Annotated in this window: 15 protein-coding genes and 1 tRNA gene; 7 read left to right on the forward strand and 9 right to left on the reverse strand. The window is 65.7% G+C overall.

The genetic code is table 11. From position 1 onward, the window contains the following. Positions 1-4 precede the first annotated feature (4 nt). The 5 genes from LC062_RS07535 to LC062_RS07555 all read right to left on the reverse strand — a co-directional run bounded on the left by LC062_RS07535 (position 5) and on the right by LC062_RS07555 (position 4,998). Positions 5-370 (reverse strand): response regulator, encoded by a 366-nt coding sequence (locus tag LC062_RS07535; protein ID WP_181760758.1) that lies wholly within the window; start codon positions 368-370, stop codon positions 5-7. Between the two features lie 57 nt (positions 371-427). Then, a complete protein-coding gene (locus LC062_RS07540; RefSeq protein ID WP_181760739.1) occupies positions 428-907 on the reverse strand; it encodes a chemotaxis protein CheW in 480 nt (159 codons plus the stop codon). After that, entirely contained in the window at positions 904-3,666 is a 2,763-nt protein-coding gene (locus LC062_RS07545; RefSeq protein ID WP_224910432.1) for a hybrid sensor histidine kinase/response regulator, read from the reverse strand. Before LC062_RS07545 ends, LC062_RS07540 begins: the two co-directional genes overlap by 4 nt. Before the next feature lie 130 nt (positions 3,667-3,796). After that, a complete protein-coding gene (gene chpT, locus LC062_RS07550) occupies positions 3,797-4,441 on the reverse strand; it encodes a histidine phosphotransferase ChpT (RefSeq protein WP_224910433.1) in 645 nt (214 codons plus the stop codon). Positions 4,442-4,548: 107 nt separating this feature from the next. Beyond that, on the reverse strand, positions 4,549-4,998 hold the full coding sequence (locus LC062_RS07555) for a YHS domain-containing (seleno)protein (protein ID WP_224910434.1): 450 nt from the start codon (positions 4,996-4,998) through the stop codon (positions 4,549-4,551). Positions 4,999-5,203: 205 nt separating this feature from the next. Here LC062_RS07555 and LC062_RS07560 point away from each other — a divergent pair, with 205 nt between their 5' ends. Further along, on the forward strand, positions 5,204-5,812 hold the full coding sequence (locus tag LC062_RS07560) for a DUF1134 domain-containing protein (protein ID WP_404829693.1): 609 nt from the start codon (positions 5,204-5,206) through the stop codon (positions 5,810-5,812). A gap of 131 nt (positions 5,813-5,943) precedes the next feature. Then, the gene (locus LC062_RS07565; RefSeq protein WP_224910435.1) at positions 5,944-7,059 is read left to right on the forward strand and encodes a coiled-coil domain-containing protein; all 1,116 of its coding nucleotides are present in this window, start codon (positions 5,944-5,946) and stop codon (positions 7,057-7,059) included. A 74-nt stretch (positions 7,060-7,133) separates the two neighbouring features. Here the strand turns inward: LC062_RS07565 and LC062_RS07570 are convergent, their stop codons facing one another. The 3 genes from LC062_RS07570 to LC062_RS07580 all read right to left on the reverse strand — a co-directional run bounded on the left by LC062_RS07570 (position 7,134) and on the right by LC062_RS07580 (position 10,409). Continuing rightward, the gene (locus LC062_RS07570) at positions 7,134-9,374 is read right to left on the reverse strand and encodes a PAS domain-containing protein (protein ID WP_224910436.1); all 2,241 of its coding nucleotides are present in this window, start codon (positions 9,372-9,374) and stop codon (positions 7,134-7,136) included. A gap of 490 nt (positions 9,375-9,864) precedes the next feature. Next, a tRNA-Glu gene (locus tag LC062_RS07575) sits at positions 9,865-9,940 on the reverse strand. A gap of 112 nt (positions 9,941-10,052) precedes the next feature. Continuing rightward, positions 10,053-10,409, reverse strand: a complete 357-nt coding sequence (locus LC062_RS07580) for a hypothetical protein (RefSeq protein ID WP_181760744.1) — start codon at positions 10,407-10,409, stop codon at positions 10,053-10,055. On the opposite strand from LC062_RS07580, the gene LC062_RS07585 reads away from it, so the two are divergent. The 3 genes from LC062_RS07585 (at position 10,408) to LC062_RS07595 (ending at position 14,846) form a co-directional block, all read left to right on the forward strand. Next, on the forward strand, positions 10,408-11,454 hold the full coding sequence (locus tag LC062_RS07585; protein ID WP_224910437.1) for an RluA family pseudouridine synthase: 1,047 nt from the start codon (positions 10,408-10,410) through the stop codon (positions 11,452-11,454). The genes LC062_RS07580 and LC062_RS07585 overlap by 2 nt on opposite strands. A gap of 126 nt (positions 11,455-11,580) precedes the next feature. Beyond that, the gene (gene rpoH / locus LC062_RS07590; protein ID WP_181760746.1) at positions 11,581-12,474 is read left to right on the forward strand and encodes an RNA polymerase sigma factor RpoH; all 894 of its coding nucleotides are present in this window, start codon (positions 11,581-11,583) and stop codon (positions 12,472-12,474) included. A 134-nt stretch (positions 12,475-12,608) separates the two neighbouring features. Then, positions 12,609-14,846: a CHASE2 domain-containing protein gene (locus LC062_RS07595; RefSeq protein WP_224910438.1), complete on the forward strand. Its 2,238-nt coding sequence runs from the start codon at positions 12,609-12,611 to the stop codon at positions 14,844-14,846. Here LC062_RS07595 and LC062_RS07600 read toward each other — a convergent pair. Then, positions 14,843-15,748 (reverse strand): DMT family transporter, encoded by a 906-nt coding sequence (locus tag LC062_RS07600; protein ID WP_224910439.1) that lies wholly within the window; start codon positions 15,746-15,748, stop codon positions 14,843-14,845. The two genes, LC062_RS07595 and LC062_RS07600, sit on opposite strands and share 4 nt — an antisense overlap. A 385-nt stretch (positions 15,749-16,133) precedes the next feature. Between LC062_RS07600 and LC062_RS07605 the strand changes: the two genes are divergently transcribed. Together LC062_RS07605 and LC062_RS07610 are read left to right on the forward strand one after the other, a co-directional pair. Beyond that, the gene (locus LC062_RS07605) at positions 16,134-17,402 is read left to right on the forward strand and encodes an MFS transporter (protein ID WP_224910440.1); all 1,269 of its coding nucleotides are present in this window, start codon (positions 16,134-16,136) and stop codon (positions 17,400-17,402) included. A 165-nt stretch (positions 17,403-17,567) separates the two neighbouring features. Beyond that, positions 17,568-18,860 (forward strand): adenylosuccinate synthase, encoded by a 1,293-nt coding sequence (locus tag LC062_RS07610; protein WP_224910441.1) that lies wholly within the window; start codon positions 17,568-17,570, stop codon positions 18,858-18,860. The last annotated feature ends 33 nt before the right edge of the window (positions 18,861-18,893 follow it).

The following is an 18,893-nucleotide window of genomic DNA, read 5'->3' on the forward strand; positions in this document are numbered from 1 at the left end:
CCGCTCACAGAAGACCGGCTTCTTGGAACTTCGCTTCGACGATGTCCTTGTCGAAGGGCTTCATGATGTATTCGTTCGCACCGGCCCGGATGGCCCGGGTGATATGCGCCACATCGTTTTCGGTGGTGCAGAACACCACGATCGGCGCTCCCCCGCCCTCTTCCTTGCGCAGAGCAAGCAGGAATTCCAGGCCGTCCATCTCCGGCATGTTCCAGTCCAGCAGGATCGCGTCCGGCATCCGCTGGCGGCACAGCTCCAGCGCCTTCAGGCCATCTTCCGCTTCGCTGATCTCGAATTCCAGCTCCTCGAGGATGCGACGAGCGACCTTCCGGATCACGCTTGAATCGTCGACGACGAGACAGTGTTTCATTTCAACTTGCTCCCGAATGCCGGTACCCGACATGCCGATCCCGGTGTTTTATGAAGCTCACGCGGCCGCCATCGGCTCCACCATGGCGCCGAACAAACGCTTGATATCGAGGATGATCATCAGCTTGCCATCGAGGCGATGCACGCCGCCGGAGATCTCCGCCCAGCGCTTGTCGAGATTCGACGGGTTCGGCTCGTGCGAATCCATCGACAGGCGCAGGACCTCGCCGACCGTGTCGATCACCAGCCCGTAGCTCTCGCCCTTGTGCTCGATGCCGACTGCCATCACCTGCGCGTTCTCGTCCCGGTCGGGCAGATGCAGGCGCTTGCGCATGTCGATCGCCGTGACGATCCGACCGCGCAGGTTCAGCACCCCCGCCACTTCGGGTGCCGCCAGCGGTACCCGCGTGACGCTGTCGGGCACGAACACGTCATGCACCTGGCTGATCGGCAGACCGAACAGCTGGCCGCCGATGACGACGGTCACATACTGGATGCTGTCTTCCGCGCCGGTCGCAAGATTGTCGTTGCTGCTCATGCCGCAATCCCCAATTCACCAGAGAACATGTCCTTGAGCGACGCAATCAGCCCCGGCCGGTCGAACTTCGCCACGTAATCATCGAAGCCGGCCTGGCGCCCGCGCTCGATCGAGGCCGGGGAGACCACCGCCGACAGGGCGAGCACCGGCAGCTTGCGGAAACGCGGGTCGCGCCGCAGCGCCTCGCAGAACTCGAAGCCGTTGATGTCCGGCATCTCGATGTCGCTGACGATCGCATGGAACGTGTCGCCGTTTTCCAGGAGCTCAAAGGCCTGCTGGGCGCTCTGGCAGGCAGTCACGTCATAGCCCGCCGCCTTCAGGACCGGCGTCAGCATGTTGCGGAAGAACGCGCTGTCATCGACCAGAAGCACCTTCTTGGTCAGGGCGGCGATGTCCATTTCCTTGCGCATGAACCAGTCTTCGAAGGCCTGCGGCAGGTAGTAACCAAGGTCGATCACCTCGGTCGCCTTTTCCTTGATCACCGCCGAGCCGAGAATGCCGGCCCGGTCCGAACCGACCTCGATGTTCATCCGGTCCTCGACGATGTCGACGATCTCGTCGACCACGAGGCCCATCGAACGGCCCGCATCGGAGAATACCAGCATCGGCTGGGTGCCTTCCGAACGGCGGGTCTGCCCCGGCTCGATGTAGACAAGCGGCATCAGGGCACCGCGATACTGCACCAGGTCGCGTCCGTTGGAATGCTCGATCTTCGAGACCTCGAATTCCTCAAGCCGGGTGACCAGCGACAAGGGCACCGCCTTGGGTTCGGAGGAGCCGGCGCGGAACAGCAGCATGGACACCGACGATTGACCGTCGATCGCCGCCGCGATGGCTTCCTCCACTCCCTTGCGCTCCCCTTCCGCCACCACGCTGGAGGCATGGCTGGCCATCGCCGAGGCGACACCATTCGGGTCGATGATCATGATCACCGCGCCATCGCCCAGGATGGTGTTGCCGGAGAACATGGTCAGGTTGCGCAGCATGGAGGACATCGGCTTGACGACGATTTCCTCGGTGTGGAACACCCCGTCGACGACGACGCCGAAGGTCTGGTTGCCGACCTGCATGACGACGATGAACCCGGTATCGGATTCCAGCTCGCTGTTCACATCCGTTTCGTCGGCGCCGAGCAGGTAGGACATGTGCACCAGCGGCAGGAGCTTGTTGCGCAAGCGCAGCACCGGCGTGTCCTTGATCCGCTCGATACGGTGCTCGGAATTGTTCTGAACCCGCACCAGTTCCACCACCGACAGCTGCGGAATGGCGTAGCGGTCGCCGCCCGCCTCGACGATCAGCGCCGAGACGATCGCCAGCGTCAGCGGGATCTTGATGATGAAGCTGGAGCCCTGGCCTGCCGTCGACCGCAGGTCGATCGAGCCGCCGATCAGCTCCACATTGTTGCGCACCACATCCATGCCGACGCCGCGGCCGGACACGCTGGTGACATTGGTCGCGGTGGAAAAGCCCGCATGGAAGATGAACTTGTGGATCTGCTGATCCGTCATCTTCTCCAGCTCGGCCTCGCTTGCCAGGCCGCGTTCCAGAACCTTGGACTTCACCCGCTCCACATCGATGCCGCGGCCGTCGTCCTTGACCTCGATGATGATATGGCCGCCCTCGTGATAGGCGGACAGGGTGATCGTGCCCTTCTCCGGCTTGCCGACGGCGCGCCGGTCGCTCGGCATCTCCAGCCCGTGATCGGCGGAGTTGCGGATCATGTGGGTGAGCGGATCCTTGATCAGCTCCAGAACCTGCCGGTCCAGCTCGGTTTCCGCGCCGACCATTTCCAGCTCGATCGGCTTGTCCAGCTCCTGGCTGAGATCGCGCACGATGCGCGGCAGCTTCTGCCAGGCGTTGCCGATCGGCTGCATCCGCGTCTTCATGACGCCTTCCTGCAGCTCCGCCGTCACGTTCGACAGCCGCTGCAGCGGCACCTTGAACTCGCTGTCTTCGTGGCGGCGGACGATCTCCAGAAGCTGGTTGCGGGTCAGCACCAGCTCCGAGACCATGGTCATCAGGTGCTCAAGCGTTTCCACCGCGACGCGGATGGACTGGCTCGACACCGAAGACCCCGACTTGTTCTCTTTTTCCGCCTTCTCCGGCCCCTTGGGCTCCGCGGTCGCTTTGCGCGCCGCGCCGGCCTTCACCGTCAGCGGGGGCGGCGCGTCTTCCTGCGCCTCGGCGGCCGGGGCGTTCGTCGCCGCCTCAACGGGCAGTTCGACCTCGCATTCCGCTTCGCGGAAGGCGCGCTCCAGATCGTCGAGCGACACCTCGCCCGGGCGCAGCGGCCGTTCCAGCACCTGCTCGACCAATGCGCCGGTGGTGACATCCGGTCCCGCCGCTGCCTCGGCCTCGGCCTCCGCTTCGGCTCCGGTGCGGGCGGACAGGGACAGACGCTCCAGCTCGGAAATCAGATCGTCGTCGCTGCCTTCCGGCTCGGCCCCGCCGGCGGTCTCCAGATCGGCCAGGATCTCCTTGATCCGGTCGATGGAAATCAGGATCAGCGACACCGCTTCCTGGGTGACCGGCGCGCCATCACGGAACTTGCCCATCAGGGTCTCGGCCGCATGCGCCAGCGCCTCAAGGCGGGGCAGACCAAGGAACCCGCAGGTTCCCTTGATCGTGTGCACCAGACGGAAGATGTTATCGAGGATCTTCGCGTTATTCGGTTCTTGTTCGAACTTCACAAGCTCGACGTCGACGACATCAAGGCTCTCGTTCGTTTCTGTAAGGAACTCGCTAAGCAAGTCGTCCATGGTCAAACTCACCCGACTGGTTACTGGTACGCCACCCGATCCTGTGACCGGACAACCCATCCCTGCCAGTGAGAATGAGACCGAAACAGTTAAGATAAATTGAAACGCCTCTTCTAGCGCAGAACAGAAATCACGAGGAAGACGACGCGATGATTTTCACGCCAGCTTCTTCCTTAACAACATCTAAATGCATTCCCGATTCACGTGCAAGTAAAACGGCATACACCGGTTGCACCGTATGTGCATCGATCCGTTCCGGCTCGACGCCGGACATCATGTCGAGCACCAGCGCCGGCACCTTGGTCGTCGACCCGGTCACCGCCAGTTCGAAGGTCGGTGCGTTAACCTCTCCGTCCATCCGCACGGTGATCAGGCCGCCGCGCGGGACGCATTGATTGGCCAGCAGGATGAGGTTGAGCAGCAGCTTGACCCGGTTCTTGGCCATCAACAGGCGCGGCACCTGCCAGTCGATCTCCGCCTTTTCGTTGGCGAGGAAGCCGACGGCGACCGCATGGGCATCGCCCAGATCGATCTCCGAGCCGGCGGACCCGGCCGCGCCGAACGCCAGCCGCGCGAACTGCAGCTTCGCCGAGGCCTGCCGCGCGCTCTTGCGGATCAGGTCCATGGCGAATTCCTGCATGTCCTCGTTGCCCTCCTCGTCCAGCACCTCCAGGCCGTTGGTGATCGCACCGACCGGCGAGATGATGTCATGACAGACGCGGCTGGCCACCAGCGCGGCAAGATCGAGTGCGGTAAGATCGTCGATAGCGGTCATGCGGGGATCCTCGGTGGCCGGACACATCGGACAGGAAAGGCGGCTGATTCGCCAGTTTCGACAGGGTTACACCCCCGCCCGCGCGCTGCCAAGCCAACCGCGCCGGATCAGCGTCGTGCCAGCAGCGGACAGCCGAGCCGCCGGGCGTTGGCTCGCGCCGCTTCATCGAGCACCGCCGGATCGGCGAGAAACAGAAACCGGTTGATCTCCGAGTGAAACAGCAAGAGCCGCCCGTCATAGAGCGCGAAGATCATCGGATTGCCCTGGGTCACCCCGCCCTGCGCCAGGGCATAGGGGTCGCATCCGGAAAAATAGGGGGCATACACCTCCGGCGCCTTTTCGAACGCCGCCCGATTGCCCTCGTTGACGAACACCCAGACCGTATCGGCCCAGCGCAATTCATGGTCCGGCACCCCGCGACGCGGCTTGCGATCGATGAAATAGGCGACCGGATCGTGTCCGCCGACCGCATAGCCGGTCATCACATCGGTGGCGAAGCCCTGCGCCAGCGCCGCCGCGCCACCCGTGACCGCCAGAAGCCCCACGCAAAGTGCCACAACCGCCGACCATAATGTTTTCCGATTTCGACTACACTCTGTCACCGAATCAGTCCCGCAGGTTCTCCTGGCCGGACTGTGCCCCCGGGAGCGCCCGCCAGGCAACCGGCCGAGGGCCAGCCGCACCAGTTCCGGGGTGACAGTTCCGGGGCGATGGCCGCCGGACGGTGGGGACGAGAATGGGAAGTTGGAAGGAAGAGTGCACATGATCCAGACAATGATGATCCAGCGCCTGGGCATCCGGGCCGTCCATTGGCCTCATCTGCTGCTGGTCTGTCTCGGGATCGTTGCCACCGTCGCGCTCTCCGCTCCGGCTTCGGCACAGCAGCCCGAACAGTACAATCAGGGCGAACTGCTCGACACCGGCCACCGGTTCTTCGGGCAGATCTCCGGCGGGCTCGCCTCGGTGGTGGAAAAGGCCGTCGCGCAATATGGCCAGCCCAACGGCTACATCCTTGGCGAGGAGGGTTCGGCGGCCCTGCTCGCCGGTGCCCGCTATGGCGAAGGCCAGCTCTACACCCGCAACGCCGGCACCCACAAGGTGTTCTGGCAAGGCCCCTCGCTCGGCTGGGATGTGGGCGGCGATGGCGCCCGGGTGATGATGCTGGTCTACAACCTGCCCGACACGAATGCCATGTATCGCCGCTATGTCGGCGTCAACGGCTCGGCCTATCTGGTCGGCGGCTTCGGCATGACCGTGCTGTCGAACCACGATATCTACGTGGTTCCGGTTCGCGCTGGCCTGGGCGCCCGTCTCGGCGTCAATATCGGCTATCTGAAATTCACCCCCGAGCCGACCTGGAACCCGTTTTGACCGGCGAACCGACAACGATGCTTGGCGCGAGGCTGACGGTCGGGTAATCAAGAGGCGTGGGGGAATAAAGCTTGCAGCGGCGGACGTCCGCGCGGGCAGGCGCCCGAGATGGCAAACCATGGTGATCGGCCTTGATTGAAGCGGCAATGTACATGGCGCTCGGCTTCTTCATTGCCGGGCTCATTGCCATCGCGATACTGCCGGCGGTGTGGCGCCGGGCTGTGCGGTTGACCCGGCGCGCCGTCGAGGCGACCAGCCCCATGTCCCATGCCGATGTCCGTGCCGAGATCAGCGGCTTGCGCGCCGCACATGCGCTGGAGTGCCGGCGCCTGGAAATCAACCTGCAGCAACTGCATGAGCAGGCCACCGCCAACCGTCTGGCCCGAGACCGGGCGGAAGCTGCCTCCAGCGACATGCGCAAGGAGGTTCTGGCCCGGGAGCAGGCCCTGGCCGACGCCCAGGAGCGCGAGGACGCGCTGCACCGGGATATCCTTGAACGGGAAGAGGCCCTGGCACGGGCGAAAGCGCGCATGCGGGAACTGGAACGGGTGGTAAAACGGCGGAACGAAATGGCCGAAGGCGAGGCCGATGAGGCGCAGTCCGCGCCGACGCCCCCCTCCGGTGCCGGCGCGCGGGAATGGGCCGATGCGTCTCATCTTACCCAGGTCGCCGCACTTGAATCGGAGATTGCCGCGTTGCGCCTTCGGCTGAAGACCGGCGAAACCGCCGCAGGCGCTGACGGCACGGACCGGGCGGCGCAACGCGCGCGCGACGACCGCCTGTTCGAGGCTGAGTCCCGCCTGGTCAGCGCCCAGGCGGAAATCGCCCGGCTGTCGCTGCAGCTTGAAGAAAGCCAGCAGATGCACGCGGCGGATGACCCTGTCCACCATCGCCGGCCCGGCGATGCGGCGGAGACCGCTGCGGCCGCCGCCCGGCTCGAAGCGGAAAACGCCCGCCTGCGCGCCCAGTTGCAAGATGACGTGTCCTTCCAGGCACTGCGAACCCAACTGGCGGATCTGGCGGCCTCCGTTGTCGCGTCCGTCGCCTCCGATGAAGAGCTTGCCGCCCTCGCCCAGGACACGGCGCGCACGCCTCCCGGCGCCAGCGATCTGGCCCGGAAAGCGGCCTCGCTCTCTGCCCGCATCCAGGATGCGCGGCAGCGCCTGAACAGCGACAGCTCCCTTGGGCCCCGCCCGCGCCCAGGCGCTGCTCAGCCCCCCCACCACAGGCAGAAGGCCAAATCCTGAGCACCGGCTGACGCCCGGCTGGCCCAAGGCATCCGTCCGCCCAGGCGCCGCCGTCAGATGGAAGCCGGCCTCATTCAGCCCTTTGGCAGGATCAGGTCGAACCGCGCTCCTTCGCCCGGTCGGCCCGAGGCACGGATCGTCCAGCCATTGCGCCGTGCCACCATTTCGCAGATGGCGAGGCCGATCCCGGTGCCCTCCACCGCGCCCCGGCTGTGCAGGCGTTTGAACGGCTGAAAGATCAACTCCGCATAGCCTTGCTCAAAGCCGATGCCATTGTCCTCGACAGTGAGCGTGAAGCCGCGTGCCTCGCCGACGGTCGCGGCGAAGTGGATCGTCATCGCCGCCGCCCGGTCCGGAGCACGATATTTGATCGCGTTGCTCACCAGATTGTAGAGCACTTCGCGCAAGGAAATCGGATCGGCCAGGACCGGATCGGGCAGGATCTCGCAGGTGACCGTTAGCCCGGCCTGGGCGATTTCCTCGCCCAGCTCCTCAAGCACCCGACCGACCACATCGCCAACCTGTATGCCCCTGACCTCCAGATCGCGGCTCACCGAGCGGGTGTAGGTCAGAAGGTCGGAAATCAGGCGGCTGCCGTTGCGCGCCGCGCGCGTGATGACCTCCAGCGCCTCGTCCGCCTCGCCTCCCCGCTCCGGCGCCGTCACCGACCGCAGCACATCGGCGTAGAGCCGGATCTTGCGCAAGGGCTCCTGCAGGTCATGCGAGGCCACGAAAGCGAATTGTTGCAGGCTTTCATTCGCGCTTTCCAGCCGGGCCGCATGGTCGAGCAGCCGATTGTTCGCCTCGCGCAGCGCCGTGACATCCCGACCGATCGACAGGATTTCCTGTGGCTGGCCATGAACATCGTGAATCAACAGGCTGAACCAGAGAATATTGCGGGCCGCGCCATAGCGATCGTAGTTGACCTGCTCCAGGATCGATGCCGGCGCCTCCCGGGTCATCGCCGCAAGCTGCCCCTGCAGCGCTTGCTGACCGGTTTCCGGGACCAGCTCGGTAAACTTGCGCCCCAGCAACCCCGCCTCATCCGGCCCGAAAAAATCGATGTAGTGCCGATTGACGAAGAACAGCGTGGCATCGGGCCGGGCGCGCGAGATCAGATCCGGCAGGCGGTCGACAAGAATGCGGTAGTCCCGTTCGCTGCGCTTGCTGTTGTACAGCGCCCGGTTGCGTTGGGTCACATCCGCCAGCACGATCATCACCTGGCGCACGCCACTGCGCAGCCCTTCCTCGGCAAGAAACGCCGACAGTTCCACCTCGAAGCGCTGACCGCTCTCCGGCAAGATCAGGCAACAAGGTTCCGCATCGATCGCCCCGTCGCGAAACAGACGCGGCCAGCTGTCCTCGCTCAGCCGCTCAAGCGCATCTGGCGCCAGGAACTGTGAAAATGGCCGGCCAATGAGGGATCCGCGCGCCACACCCATGCGCTCGAACAGGAGATCGCTGGCATCCTCGATGATACCGGCCTCCGACAATGACAAAAGCAGCGCCGGCGTTTTCTGGTAAAGCCGCTGGAACCGGCGCGTTTCGCTGGAAAGTCGCTCGACCATCGTCTGCAGCTGGCGCTTGTGGTCGACCGCTTCGCTGATGTCGCTGAACAACACCGTCAGTTCGTTGCCATCGCCGCTGTAGACCCCGGCCCGGAGCCAGCCTTCGCGCCCACAGAGGCGGTGATGAATATCGAACTGCTGCGGCGCCCCCGCGCGAATGGCGTCCTCAAGCCGGTCCTGTAGGTCCGACGGCTCCAGTTCGGCCAGCGCATCGGACAGCAATTCACCCTCCAGCTCGTCCTGCTGTCGCCCGGCCACGCGGGCAATCGAGGGATTGGCTTCCAGAATACGGAAACTCACCACCTGGCCATCCGGCGCCCGCAGCGCCTCCAGCCGCAACAACCCGTCCTCCGCCTGACGGAACACCTGACGATAGCTCCGCAGCGCCCCGGCGCCCGGTTCTACCTCCGCCGCGCCGACCGGGGTGGCCAGCACCACCACACCGGCGACATCACCCGCATCGTTTTTCAGGGAAAGGTACTGCACATCATATTGCCGGCCCGACGGTTCGTGCCGGGGCCGCACCCAGGTGCGAATTTCGCAATCCTGCCCGCAGAGCGCCTGATCCAGCCATTCCTTGCGGATCTCGAACAGGCCCGTTCCGATGACCTCGGCAAGGGGCTGGCCGATGACCTCATCGACCTGCAGGCCCTCGATATCCGCATAAGCCTGATTGGCGATCCGAATGACATAGGACCGATCGCAAACATAGATCGGCAGCCGCGCCCGCGCCACGCACTGGCGCAAGGCCTGCCGGTCCCAGGCGGTTTCGCCATCATCCGCCCGCTCGCTCTCGCTCCAGACCTCGTCGTACAGTTGAGCCCCCCACGCCGCTGCGCCGCGATCGATTTCCCGCGCGTCAGACGTTCATATGCGCAATTCGCCAATCATGCCGCAAGGGAAGAACATACGTTAGCGGGAAAATAGGACCGTGCGCTGCGCGCGGGATCACTGATACCGGAAAAGAATCCGTCGCTTATCGAAAAGGCGGAGGCTCCCTGCCCTTCCCGCGCGTCTTGCGCCTGAAGGAAAAGCTCCCTCCATGGCAGCGGCGGGCAGGGAAAGGACAGGCGATTCGCTCACGGCCGCCAGGACGAGCAGGCGTTCCGGGAACTCACGGCGACAGGGACGCGACATCGACCGGACACAACACGGCAGACCGCTTGCATCCCCTTGCGGGGGGGCCCTGAATGCTTATGCATGCTGATTTGGCTGGACGTATCGCGACCGCCGGAAATGGTACCCCCAAGGGGACTCGAACCCCTGTTTCCGCCGTGAGAGGGCGGCGTCCTAGACCGCTAGACGATGGGGGCATCGGCCGGTCGAGCGACAGTGAGCGGGTAGTAGCCGCTTGCCGGATCAATTGCAAGCCCGTCGCGCAGGAAAAATGCATCCCGGCGACGGACACCCCGGCAAAGCTGTGGATCAACGGGCCACGAAGGCCGTTTCGCCGAGCACCTGGCCGGTTGCCGGGTCGAGATAAAGCAGCCGGCTGGCGGTGCCTTCGCGCACCAGGAGGATGAGCCGTCCCTCGGCCATTGCCATGCTTTCCACCTGTCCGTCCTTGCCGATGGCGACGGTAGCGGCTATATCGCCGGCACCGGGCCGCGTCCCGCCCTCGGTCAGCTTGTAGATGATGGCCGCGAACACCGCGACGAACCCGAGCACCATGATGAGACTCGAAACGGCCAGCAAACGCTTGAGCTTTGCCTGAAGCCGTTGCGCCGCCGGATCGAGCGGCGCCTCCGTGTCGGGGCTCTCGTCAACAGCGGGATGTGTCATGATCGTTTCCACTCAAGAACAGCCCGAAACCGGTCGGGCCGAAGTAACGGTTGCTACGGAAGATGCCGGATCCAGGCTCGATGCCTGCCTTGCCCGGCACCTGCCCGAGTTCAGCCGGAACCGGATCCAGGCCCTGATCAAGCAGGGACGGGCCCATATCGGCGAGCGGACCATAGTTGAGCCCAAATACCGGGTCAACGAGGGCGAGACCGTGGTGCTGGAGCTTCCGGCCCCGGAAAACGCCGATCCGGAGCCGGAGAACATTCCGCTCAACGTGGTCTTTGAGGACGATCAACTGATCGTGATCGACAAGCCGGCGGGTCTCGTGGTTCATCCCGGCGCCGGCAACTGGTCGGGCACGCTGGTCAATGCGCTGCTCTACCATTGCGGCGACAGCCTGTCCGGCATCGGCGGCGTGCGCCGGCCCGGCATCGTCCACCGGATCGACAAGGACACCACCGGCCTGCTGGTGGTCGCCAAGACCGACAAGGCCCATCAGGCATTGAGCGAGCAATTCGCCGATCACGGCCGCACCGGTCCGCTGGAGCGGGCCTACTCGGCACTGGTCTGGACCGCGCCGGGCCGGGCGAGTGGCACCATCGAGGCGGATCTTGCCCGCTCCGCCTCCAACCGGCAGAAGATCGCCGTGGTGCGCCATGGCGGGCGTCATGCGATCACCCATTGGCAGATCAACGAGCGCTTCGGTCCGATCGGCGAAGAACCGCTCGCCTCCCTGATCACCTGCCGGCTGGAGACCGGGCGCACCCACCAGATCCGCGTTCACATGGCCCATATCGGCCACCCGCTCGTCGGCGATGCCGATTACGGTGCCGGCTTCAAGACCAAGGCGGCGCGGCTGCCCGAGCCCTTGCGCGCGAAGGTGGAGGGATTTCACCGTCAGGCGCTGCATGCTGGCCTCCTCGCCTTCGCCCATCCGGTGAGCGGCGAGACGCTGAAATTCGAAAGCCCGCTGCCCGCCGATTTTGCCGAACTTGTCGCCGGCTTCCGGACCCTCGGCACCTCAATGACGAAAATTAAGCCCTGATTTTGTCGAATTGCTCCCTATATTGAGACCTCGGCGCGCCTGAGGGGCGCCGGTCGAACGGCCCGCCGTGGGATCGGAAAACACTCCGATCCGGGGGCCAGTTTTGCGAGAAAGGGGGCGCTGTTCATGGCCCAGAACATTCCGGTACTGAGCTCCGCCGAAGGAGGGCTCAGCCGCTATCTCGATGAAATCCGCCGGTTCCCCATGCTGGAACCGCAGGAAGAATACATGCTCGCCAAGCGCTACAAGGAGCATGAAGACCCGCAGGCCGCCGAGCGGCTGGTCAACTCGCATCTGCGGCTCGTCGCCAAGATCGCCATGGGATATCGCGGCTACGGCCTGCCGATTTCCGAGGTGGTTTCGGAAGGCAACGTCGGCCTGATGCAGGCGGTCAAGCGCTTCGAGCCGGACAAGGGCTTCCGCCTTGCCACCTATGCCATGTGGTGGATCAAGGCCGCGATTCAGGAGTATATCCTGCGCTCCTGGAGCCTTGTGAAGATGGGCACCACCGCCAATCAGAAGCGGCTGTTCTTCAACCTGCGCCGCCTCAAGGGCAAGATCCAGGCGCTGAACGAAGGCGACCTGAAGCCCGAGCAGGTGACCCAGATCGCCACCAAGCTGGGGGTGACCGAGGGCGACGTGGTGTCGATGAACCGCCGGCTTGCCGGTGATGCCTCGCTCAACGCACCGATCCGCGCCGAAGCCGATGGCGGCGAGTGGCAGGACTGGCTGGTCGATGAGAGCGAAAGCCAGGAGACCCTGTTCGCCCGTCAGGAAGAGCTGGACATGCGCCGCAAGATGCTCGGCGACGCCATGGAGGTCCTGAACGATCGCGAACGGCGCATCTTCGAGGCCCGGCGCCTGGCCGAAGACCCGATCACGTTGGAAGAGCTGTCCGGCGAATTCGGCGTCAGCCGCGAACGGGTGCGGCAAATCGAGGTCCGCGCCTTCGAAAAGGTGCAGAAGGCAGTCCGCCGCAGCGCGCGGGAGCTGGAACAGCCCCGCGCCTCTGGCGCCTGAGCGGCCCGGCCACAGGGCCGCTCGATCTCCTCCCCTTCCCTTCCCCTCCCCGGCCCGCTTGCCGGGGCCGCCGCCTTTTTCTAACCTTGCCGGGCGGCGGCGCAGCGGCGCCGCGATCCTGGCCGGGGAAGCCCATGTCGATCCTGCGAAAGAAACGCGCGAAGGTCGCGGCGGTGACCAGCGCGTTTCTTCTCGCGGTGGTGCTGTTGCGTGCCCTCGATCCCGGCTTCCTGACCTCCATCCGCCTGCTCGGCTTCGACTACTACCAGAAGCTTTGGCCGCGCATGGAACGCCCGGAAATCCCCGTGCGCATCGTCGACATCGACGAGCGCGCCCTTGCGATCCATGGCCAATGGCCCTGGTCCCGCGATCTTCTGGCGCAAATGACCGAGCGCCTCAGAGATCTGGGCGCGGCGGCCATCGTCTATGACATCATCTTCGCCGAGGCCGACCGGCTGTCGCCGCACCGTTTTCTTCCCGCAAACCCGGACGCCGCACCCTCTCCAAATGCGGAAACGCCGGACCGGCGCGAGATCGCCCGCCTGCTGCGCCGCCTGCCCGACACCGACGCCCAGTTCGCCGAGGCCATCGCCACCGCGCCGGTGGTTCTCGGTTTCGCCGTGCGGCCGGACGCAAACGGCCGCTCACCGGAACAAAAGGCGGGCATTGCCTATGCCGGCAGCAATCCGGCCGCGATCCTGCCGGCCTTTCCCTCCGCATTGACCAGCCTGCCCGCGCTGGAGGCCCCGGCGGCGGGGAGCGGCGGGGTCAGCCTGTCGACCCGCGACACCGGCGGCATCGTCCGGCGCATCCCGATGCTGTTTTCCGACGGCACCACGCTCTACCCCAGCCTGGCGCTGGAGGCCTTGCGGGTGGCGCAAGGGGCAAGCGGCCTGATTATTCGCTCCACCGGCGCCAGCGGCGAACCGGCCTCCGGCACCGACGCGATCACCGATATCAAGACCGGCGCCATCGCCTTGCCAACAACCGCGTTTGGCGAGCTGTGGGTCTATTTCAACGCCGACCGGCCGGACCGTTACGTCTCCGCCGCCGATCTTCTCGCCCCTGAAAAGACCGCGCGAATCGCGCCGCTGATCGAGGGGCAGATCGTCTTCATCGGCACCTCCTCGGTCGGCCTGAACGACATGCGCGCGACCCCGCTTGGCGAGCTGGTGCCCGGGGTCTCGATCCACGCCCAGGCGGCCGAGCAGATCATCGCCGGCGACTTTCTCAGCCGGCCCGACTGGGCGGACGGGGCGGAACTGATCGCCACCCTGCTGCTTGGCCTCATCGTCATCGCGCTGGTCTTGTCGCTCGGCGCGCTCTGGGCTGCCGCCCTTGGCGGGTTCATCGCCGCGGCGCTTTATTTTGGCGCCATCGCCCTGTTTCGCAACCACGGCCTGCTGGTCGACCCGGTCTATCCCACCGCCGCCAACCTGTTTGTCGTCTACGCCGCCGCCACCGCCCTGCTCTACTTTCTGACGGAGAGGGAAAAACGCTTCGTGCGCACCGCTTTCGGCCAGTATCTGGCACCGGAACTGGTGCGCCGGTTGGAGGAAACCCCCGAGGACCTGCGCCTTGGCGGCGAGATGCGCGACATGACCATCCTGTTCATGGATGTGCGCGGCTTCACGCCGATTTCCGAGCAATTGACGCCGACCGACCTCGTCGCCTTTCTCAACGCTCTTCTGTCCCCCTTGAGCGCGGAGATCCAGGCCCGGCACGGCACCATCGACAAATACATCGGCGACAGCATCATGGCCTTCTGGAATGCGCCGGTGGAGGTTGCCGACCATGCCCGCCTTGCCTGCCGCGCGGCGCTGGCCATGATCGACACCGTGGAGAACCTGAACGCGGCCGATGCCTTCGGCTTTCACGCCCGGTCCCTGCCGGTCGGCCCGGTGCGCATCGGCATCGGCCTCAACACCGGCGAGGCCTGCGTCGGCAACATGGGCTCGGACCAGCGCTTCAACTATTCGGTGATCGGCGATGCGGTGAATGTCGCCGCCCGGATCGAATCGAGTTGCAAGGCAGTGGGCGCCGAATGCCTGGTCTCCGAGGACACCGCCCGCGCGGCAGGGGATTTCGCCTTGCTGGAGGCCGGCGCCATTCCGCTCAAGGGCAAGAGCGCGCCGGTCAAGCTGTTTGCACTGGTCGGTCCGCCGGAACTTGCCACCACCTCGGACTTCATTGCCCTCAAGACGGCGCACGAAAGCCTGATTGCCCATATCGACGCCGACGAGGGGGAAGCAGCGGCCCGCGCCCTTGCCACCTGCCGCGCCCATGCCCCAGACCGACTAAGCGGCTTCTACGACCGCTTCGCCGAACGCATCGCCGCCCTGCCGCAAGCAGCGGAAGGCCGGATCGGCTAACCGCGCCGCAGCCGCGAGCTGGGCAACAGGGTGAGAACCCGGCCGTCCAGCACCACCAGCCCGAGCAGCAGGATGGCCATGCCGAGGAACTGGCCGCCGGTCAGGCTTTCGCCCAGCACCAGCGCGCCCAGCACGCTCGCCGACACCGGCACCAGCAGCGTGACCAGCGAGGCGTTGGTTGCCCCTGCACCGGTCAGAAGGCGGAAGTAGATCAGATAGGCAAAGGCGGTGCCGATGGTGCCAAGGGCGATGACGCAGGCCCAGACGGCAAGGCTTGTCTGCGCCGGGCTCCAGGACGCTCCCTGCCACAGGGCGAGCGGCAGCATCCAGACACTTGCGCCGGTCAGTTGCCCCGCCACCGGCACCATCAGCGGCAAGCCCTTGAACCGGCGGGCGAAGGAGGCCGCCACCGCATAGGACAGGGCCGCGCCGAGGCAGGCGAGCTGCGCCCAGAGCGGAAATCCATCCGCGCCCTCCAGCCCGGGCAGCAACAGCACCGCCACCCCGGCAAGACCAAGGCCGATGCCGATCACCCGATGCACCTGCAGGGTTTCGTGGCGGAAGGCCAGGGTCGCCACGAGCACCGTGAAGATCGGCGTCGTCGCATTGAGGATCGAGGCCAGGCTCGCGGAAATCGCCGTCTGCCCCCAGAAGATCAGCGAAAACGGGATCGCGTTGTTGAGGAGCCCGATCATCAGGAAGGACAGCAGCATCCCCGGCGCCAGCGGAAACCGCTGCCGGGCAATCCGCAGCACCGCATGCAGCACCAAGGCTGCCAGGAACACCCGCAGGAACACCAGCACCAGCGGCGGGATCTCGGCCACAGCGATCTTGGCGAACAGGAAGGTGCCACCCCAGATCAGTGACAACAGGGCCAGCAGCAGCCAGTTGATGAGTGTCATGTGCAGCACCTTATCTTCGGTCGCATGGGATCCTCCTGTACCTCCCCCCCGGCGGCTTCCACCGGGCAGTTCCTCGCCACCGCCCCACAGTTCCCGCTCCACCGTGGCGAAGAGAAGCACACCAAAAGGACCTGGGCGACAACCGCCGACATATCACTCCGGCGCACGCGCCAACCACACGATTTGCGAGCCGTGAGAGACGGGGGCAATCAGCTACGGGCGGCGTGCCGGCGTCGAAGGGGCCGGAGCGATGCCTTCAGCGCGCGACCAAGCAAGGCAAATCAGCGCTTGTTTCCCCGCAAAAGCCCGTCCACTGTGAGTGCCCTGCCGATGCCGCACGCCGGCGCCCTTTCCATTTCTCCCGATCACTCCACCCGCGCCCACAATGCCCGATCATTCCGCCACCGCCGGCACCCCTTCGCTGATTGCCCGGCTGCCCTCCCTGCTGATCGCGGCGGCGCTGCTCTTGGGCGCCAACGGCCTTGCCATGACGGTGATTGCCGTGCGCGGACGGGCGAACGGGCTGTCCGATGCGACCATCGGCCTGTTCGGCTCGGCCTATTATGCCGGGTTCATCCTTGGCGTTCTGCTGACGCCGATCCTGATCCGCCGAGTCGGGCACATCCGGGTCTTCGGCGCCCTGGCGGCGATCAGCGCGATTTCGGTGCTGGCCCTGATGCTGACCCCCGCCGGCTTCGGCTGGGCGGTGCTGCGGCTGATCAGCGGCATGGCATTTTGCGGCACCGCGATGGTGCTGGAAAGCTGGCTCAACACCCTGGCCAGCAATTCCGAGCGCGGCCGGATTCTCAGCATCTACCGGATCGTCGACCTGGGCGCGGTCACCGGCGGCCAGTTCCTGCTGCCGGCCTTCGGCGGCTCCGGGGCCGAGATCATCATCGTCATCGCCCTGTTGTTCTGCGCCGCGCTGGTGCCGGTGTCGCTGTCGCGGGAGGACAATCCGCCCACCCCGGCCAACACCCGCATCAACTATCTGGCGGTCTGGCGGATCTCGCCGGTGGCGGTGGTGGGCTGCCTGACCATCGGCCTGACCAATGGCGCTTTTCGGACCGTCGGCCCGGTCTATGCGGAGGGCGTCGGGCTCGACGCCGACGGGCTGGCCCTCCTGATCAGCCTGTGGGTGATCGCCGGGGCGATCTTCCAGTTTCCACTCGGCTGGGCGTCGGACCGGATGGACCGGCGCTATGTGCTGCTCCTGTCGACCATCGGCGCGGGGCTGGCCTGCCTGTTCCTGTCCGGCGCCTCGGACCCGCTGGTCATCTATGCCGGCAGCTTCCTGTTCGGCGGCTTCGCCCTGCCGCTCTATTCCCTCTCGGCCGCCCATGCCAACGACCATGCCGGCAAGGGCCAGTATGTGGAACTCGCCGCCGGGCTGACCATGTTCTTCGCCCTTGGCGCGATGGTCGGCCCGCTGCTTGCCTCGCTGGTGATGGACAGATTCGGCCCCGGCGCCTTCTTCGCCTATACCGCCGCCATGCATCTGGCGCTGGTCGGCTATGTGCTGGTGCGGCTGATCCGCCATCCCGCCGTGCCGCGAGACCAGCGCAAGCGCTTCGTCTGGCTGCTGAGAACCTCGCCGATGATCTTCCGCCTGGCGCGCGACACCCGAAAGGGTGCCCGCAAGACGAAACGGTGAGACTTCGACGCAATGAACCCGCGAAAGCGCTGCGCAAGGGCTCGCCATCGCGCCGCCGCTTCGATATAGTCCGCCACCGACCCCCGGTTTGCCGACCGGGGTTTTTCTTGTGCGCGGCTGGCCGCCGCGCCGCACGCGAAGACGCCACTTAGAGGATATGCAAGCATGGCCAATGTCGTCGTTGTCGGATCGCAGTGGGGAGACGAAGGGAAGGGCAAGATCGTCGACTGGCTGTCGGAGCAGGCCGATGTGGTGGTTCGCTTCCAGGGCGGGCACAATGCCGGCCATACGCTCGTCATCGACGGCACCAGCTACAAGCTGTCCCTGCTTCCCTCCGGCGTCGTGCGCGGCAAGCTGTCGGTGATCGGCAACGGTGTCGTCATCGACCCGCATGCACTGGTCGCGGAGATCGCCCGACTGGCCGAACAGGGCGTCACGGTCAGCCCCGAGACCCTGGTGATCGCCGGCAATGCGACGCTGATCCTGTCGCTGCACCGCGAGCTGGACGCGCTGCGCGAGAACGCGGCCGCCGCCGGCACCAAGATCGGCACCACCAAACGCGGCATCGGCCCGGCCTATGAGGACAAGGTCGGCCGGCGGGCGATTCGCGTCATGGACCTGGCCAACCTCGCGACCCTGCCGGGCAAGATCGAGCGGCTGCTGACCCATCACAACGCCCTGCGGCGCGGTCTCGGCGAGCCGGAAGTCTCCGCCGATGCCATCTTCACCGAACTGGAAACCGTCGCCGGCAACCTGCTGCCCTTCATGGACACGGTGTGGAACCTGCTCGACGGCAAGCGCCGCGAGGGCCGCCGCATCCTGTTCGAGGGCGCCCAGGGCTCGCTGCTCGACATCGACCACGGCACCTACCCGTTCGTGACCTCGTCCAACACCGTCTCCGGACAGGCGGCCGCCGGCAGCGGCCTCGGCCCCAGCGCTCTCAGCTATGTGCTGGGTATCACCAAGGCCTATACCACCCGCGTCGGCGAAGGCCCGTTCCCGACCGAGCAGGACAACGACGTCGGCCATTTCCTCGGCACCCGCGGCCATGAATTCGGCACCGTGACCGGCCGCAAGCGCCGTTGCGGCTGGTTCGACGCGGTGCTGGTGCGCCAGGCCTGCTGCATCAACGGCATCAACGGCATCGCTCTCACCAAGCTCGACGTGCTCGACGGTCTCGACGAGATCAAGATCTGCGTCGCCTATGAGCTCGACGGCGAGCGAATCGACCATCTGCCCGCCTCGCAAGGAGCGCAGGCACGGGTGAAGCCGATCTACGAAACCCTGCCGGGCTGGAAAGAGTCCACCGAGGGCGCACGCAGCTGGGCGGACCTGCCCGCACAGGCGGTGAAATACGTCCGCCACGTCGAGGAGTTGATCGGCGCGCCGGTCGCGCTACTCTCGACCAGTCCGGAACGGGATGACACAATCCTTGTCCAGAATCCGTTTCAGGATTAAGCCTTAACCGGGTTCCGCGTTTCGGGGCGGCCC

Source organism: Stappia indica, from assembly GCF_020177335.1.
In the GTDB taxonomy this organism is placed as follows: domain Bacteria; phylum Pseudomonadota; class Alphaproteobacteria; order Rhizobiales; family Stappiaceae; genus Stappia; species Stappia indica_B.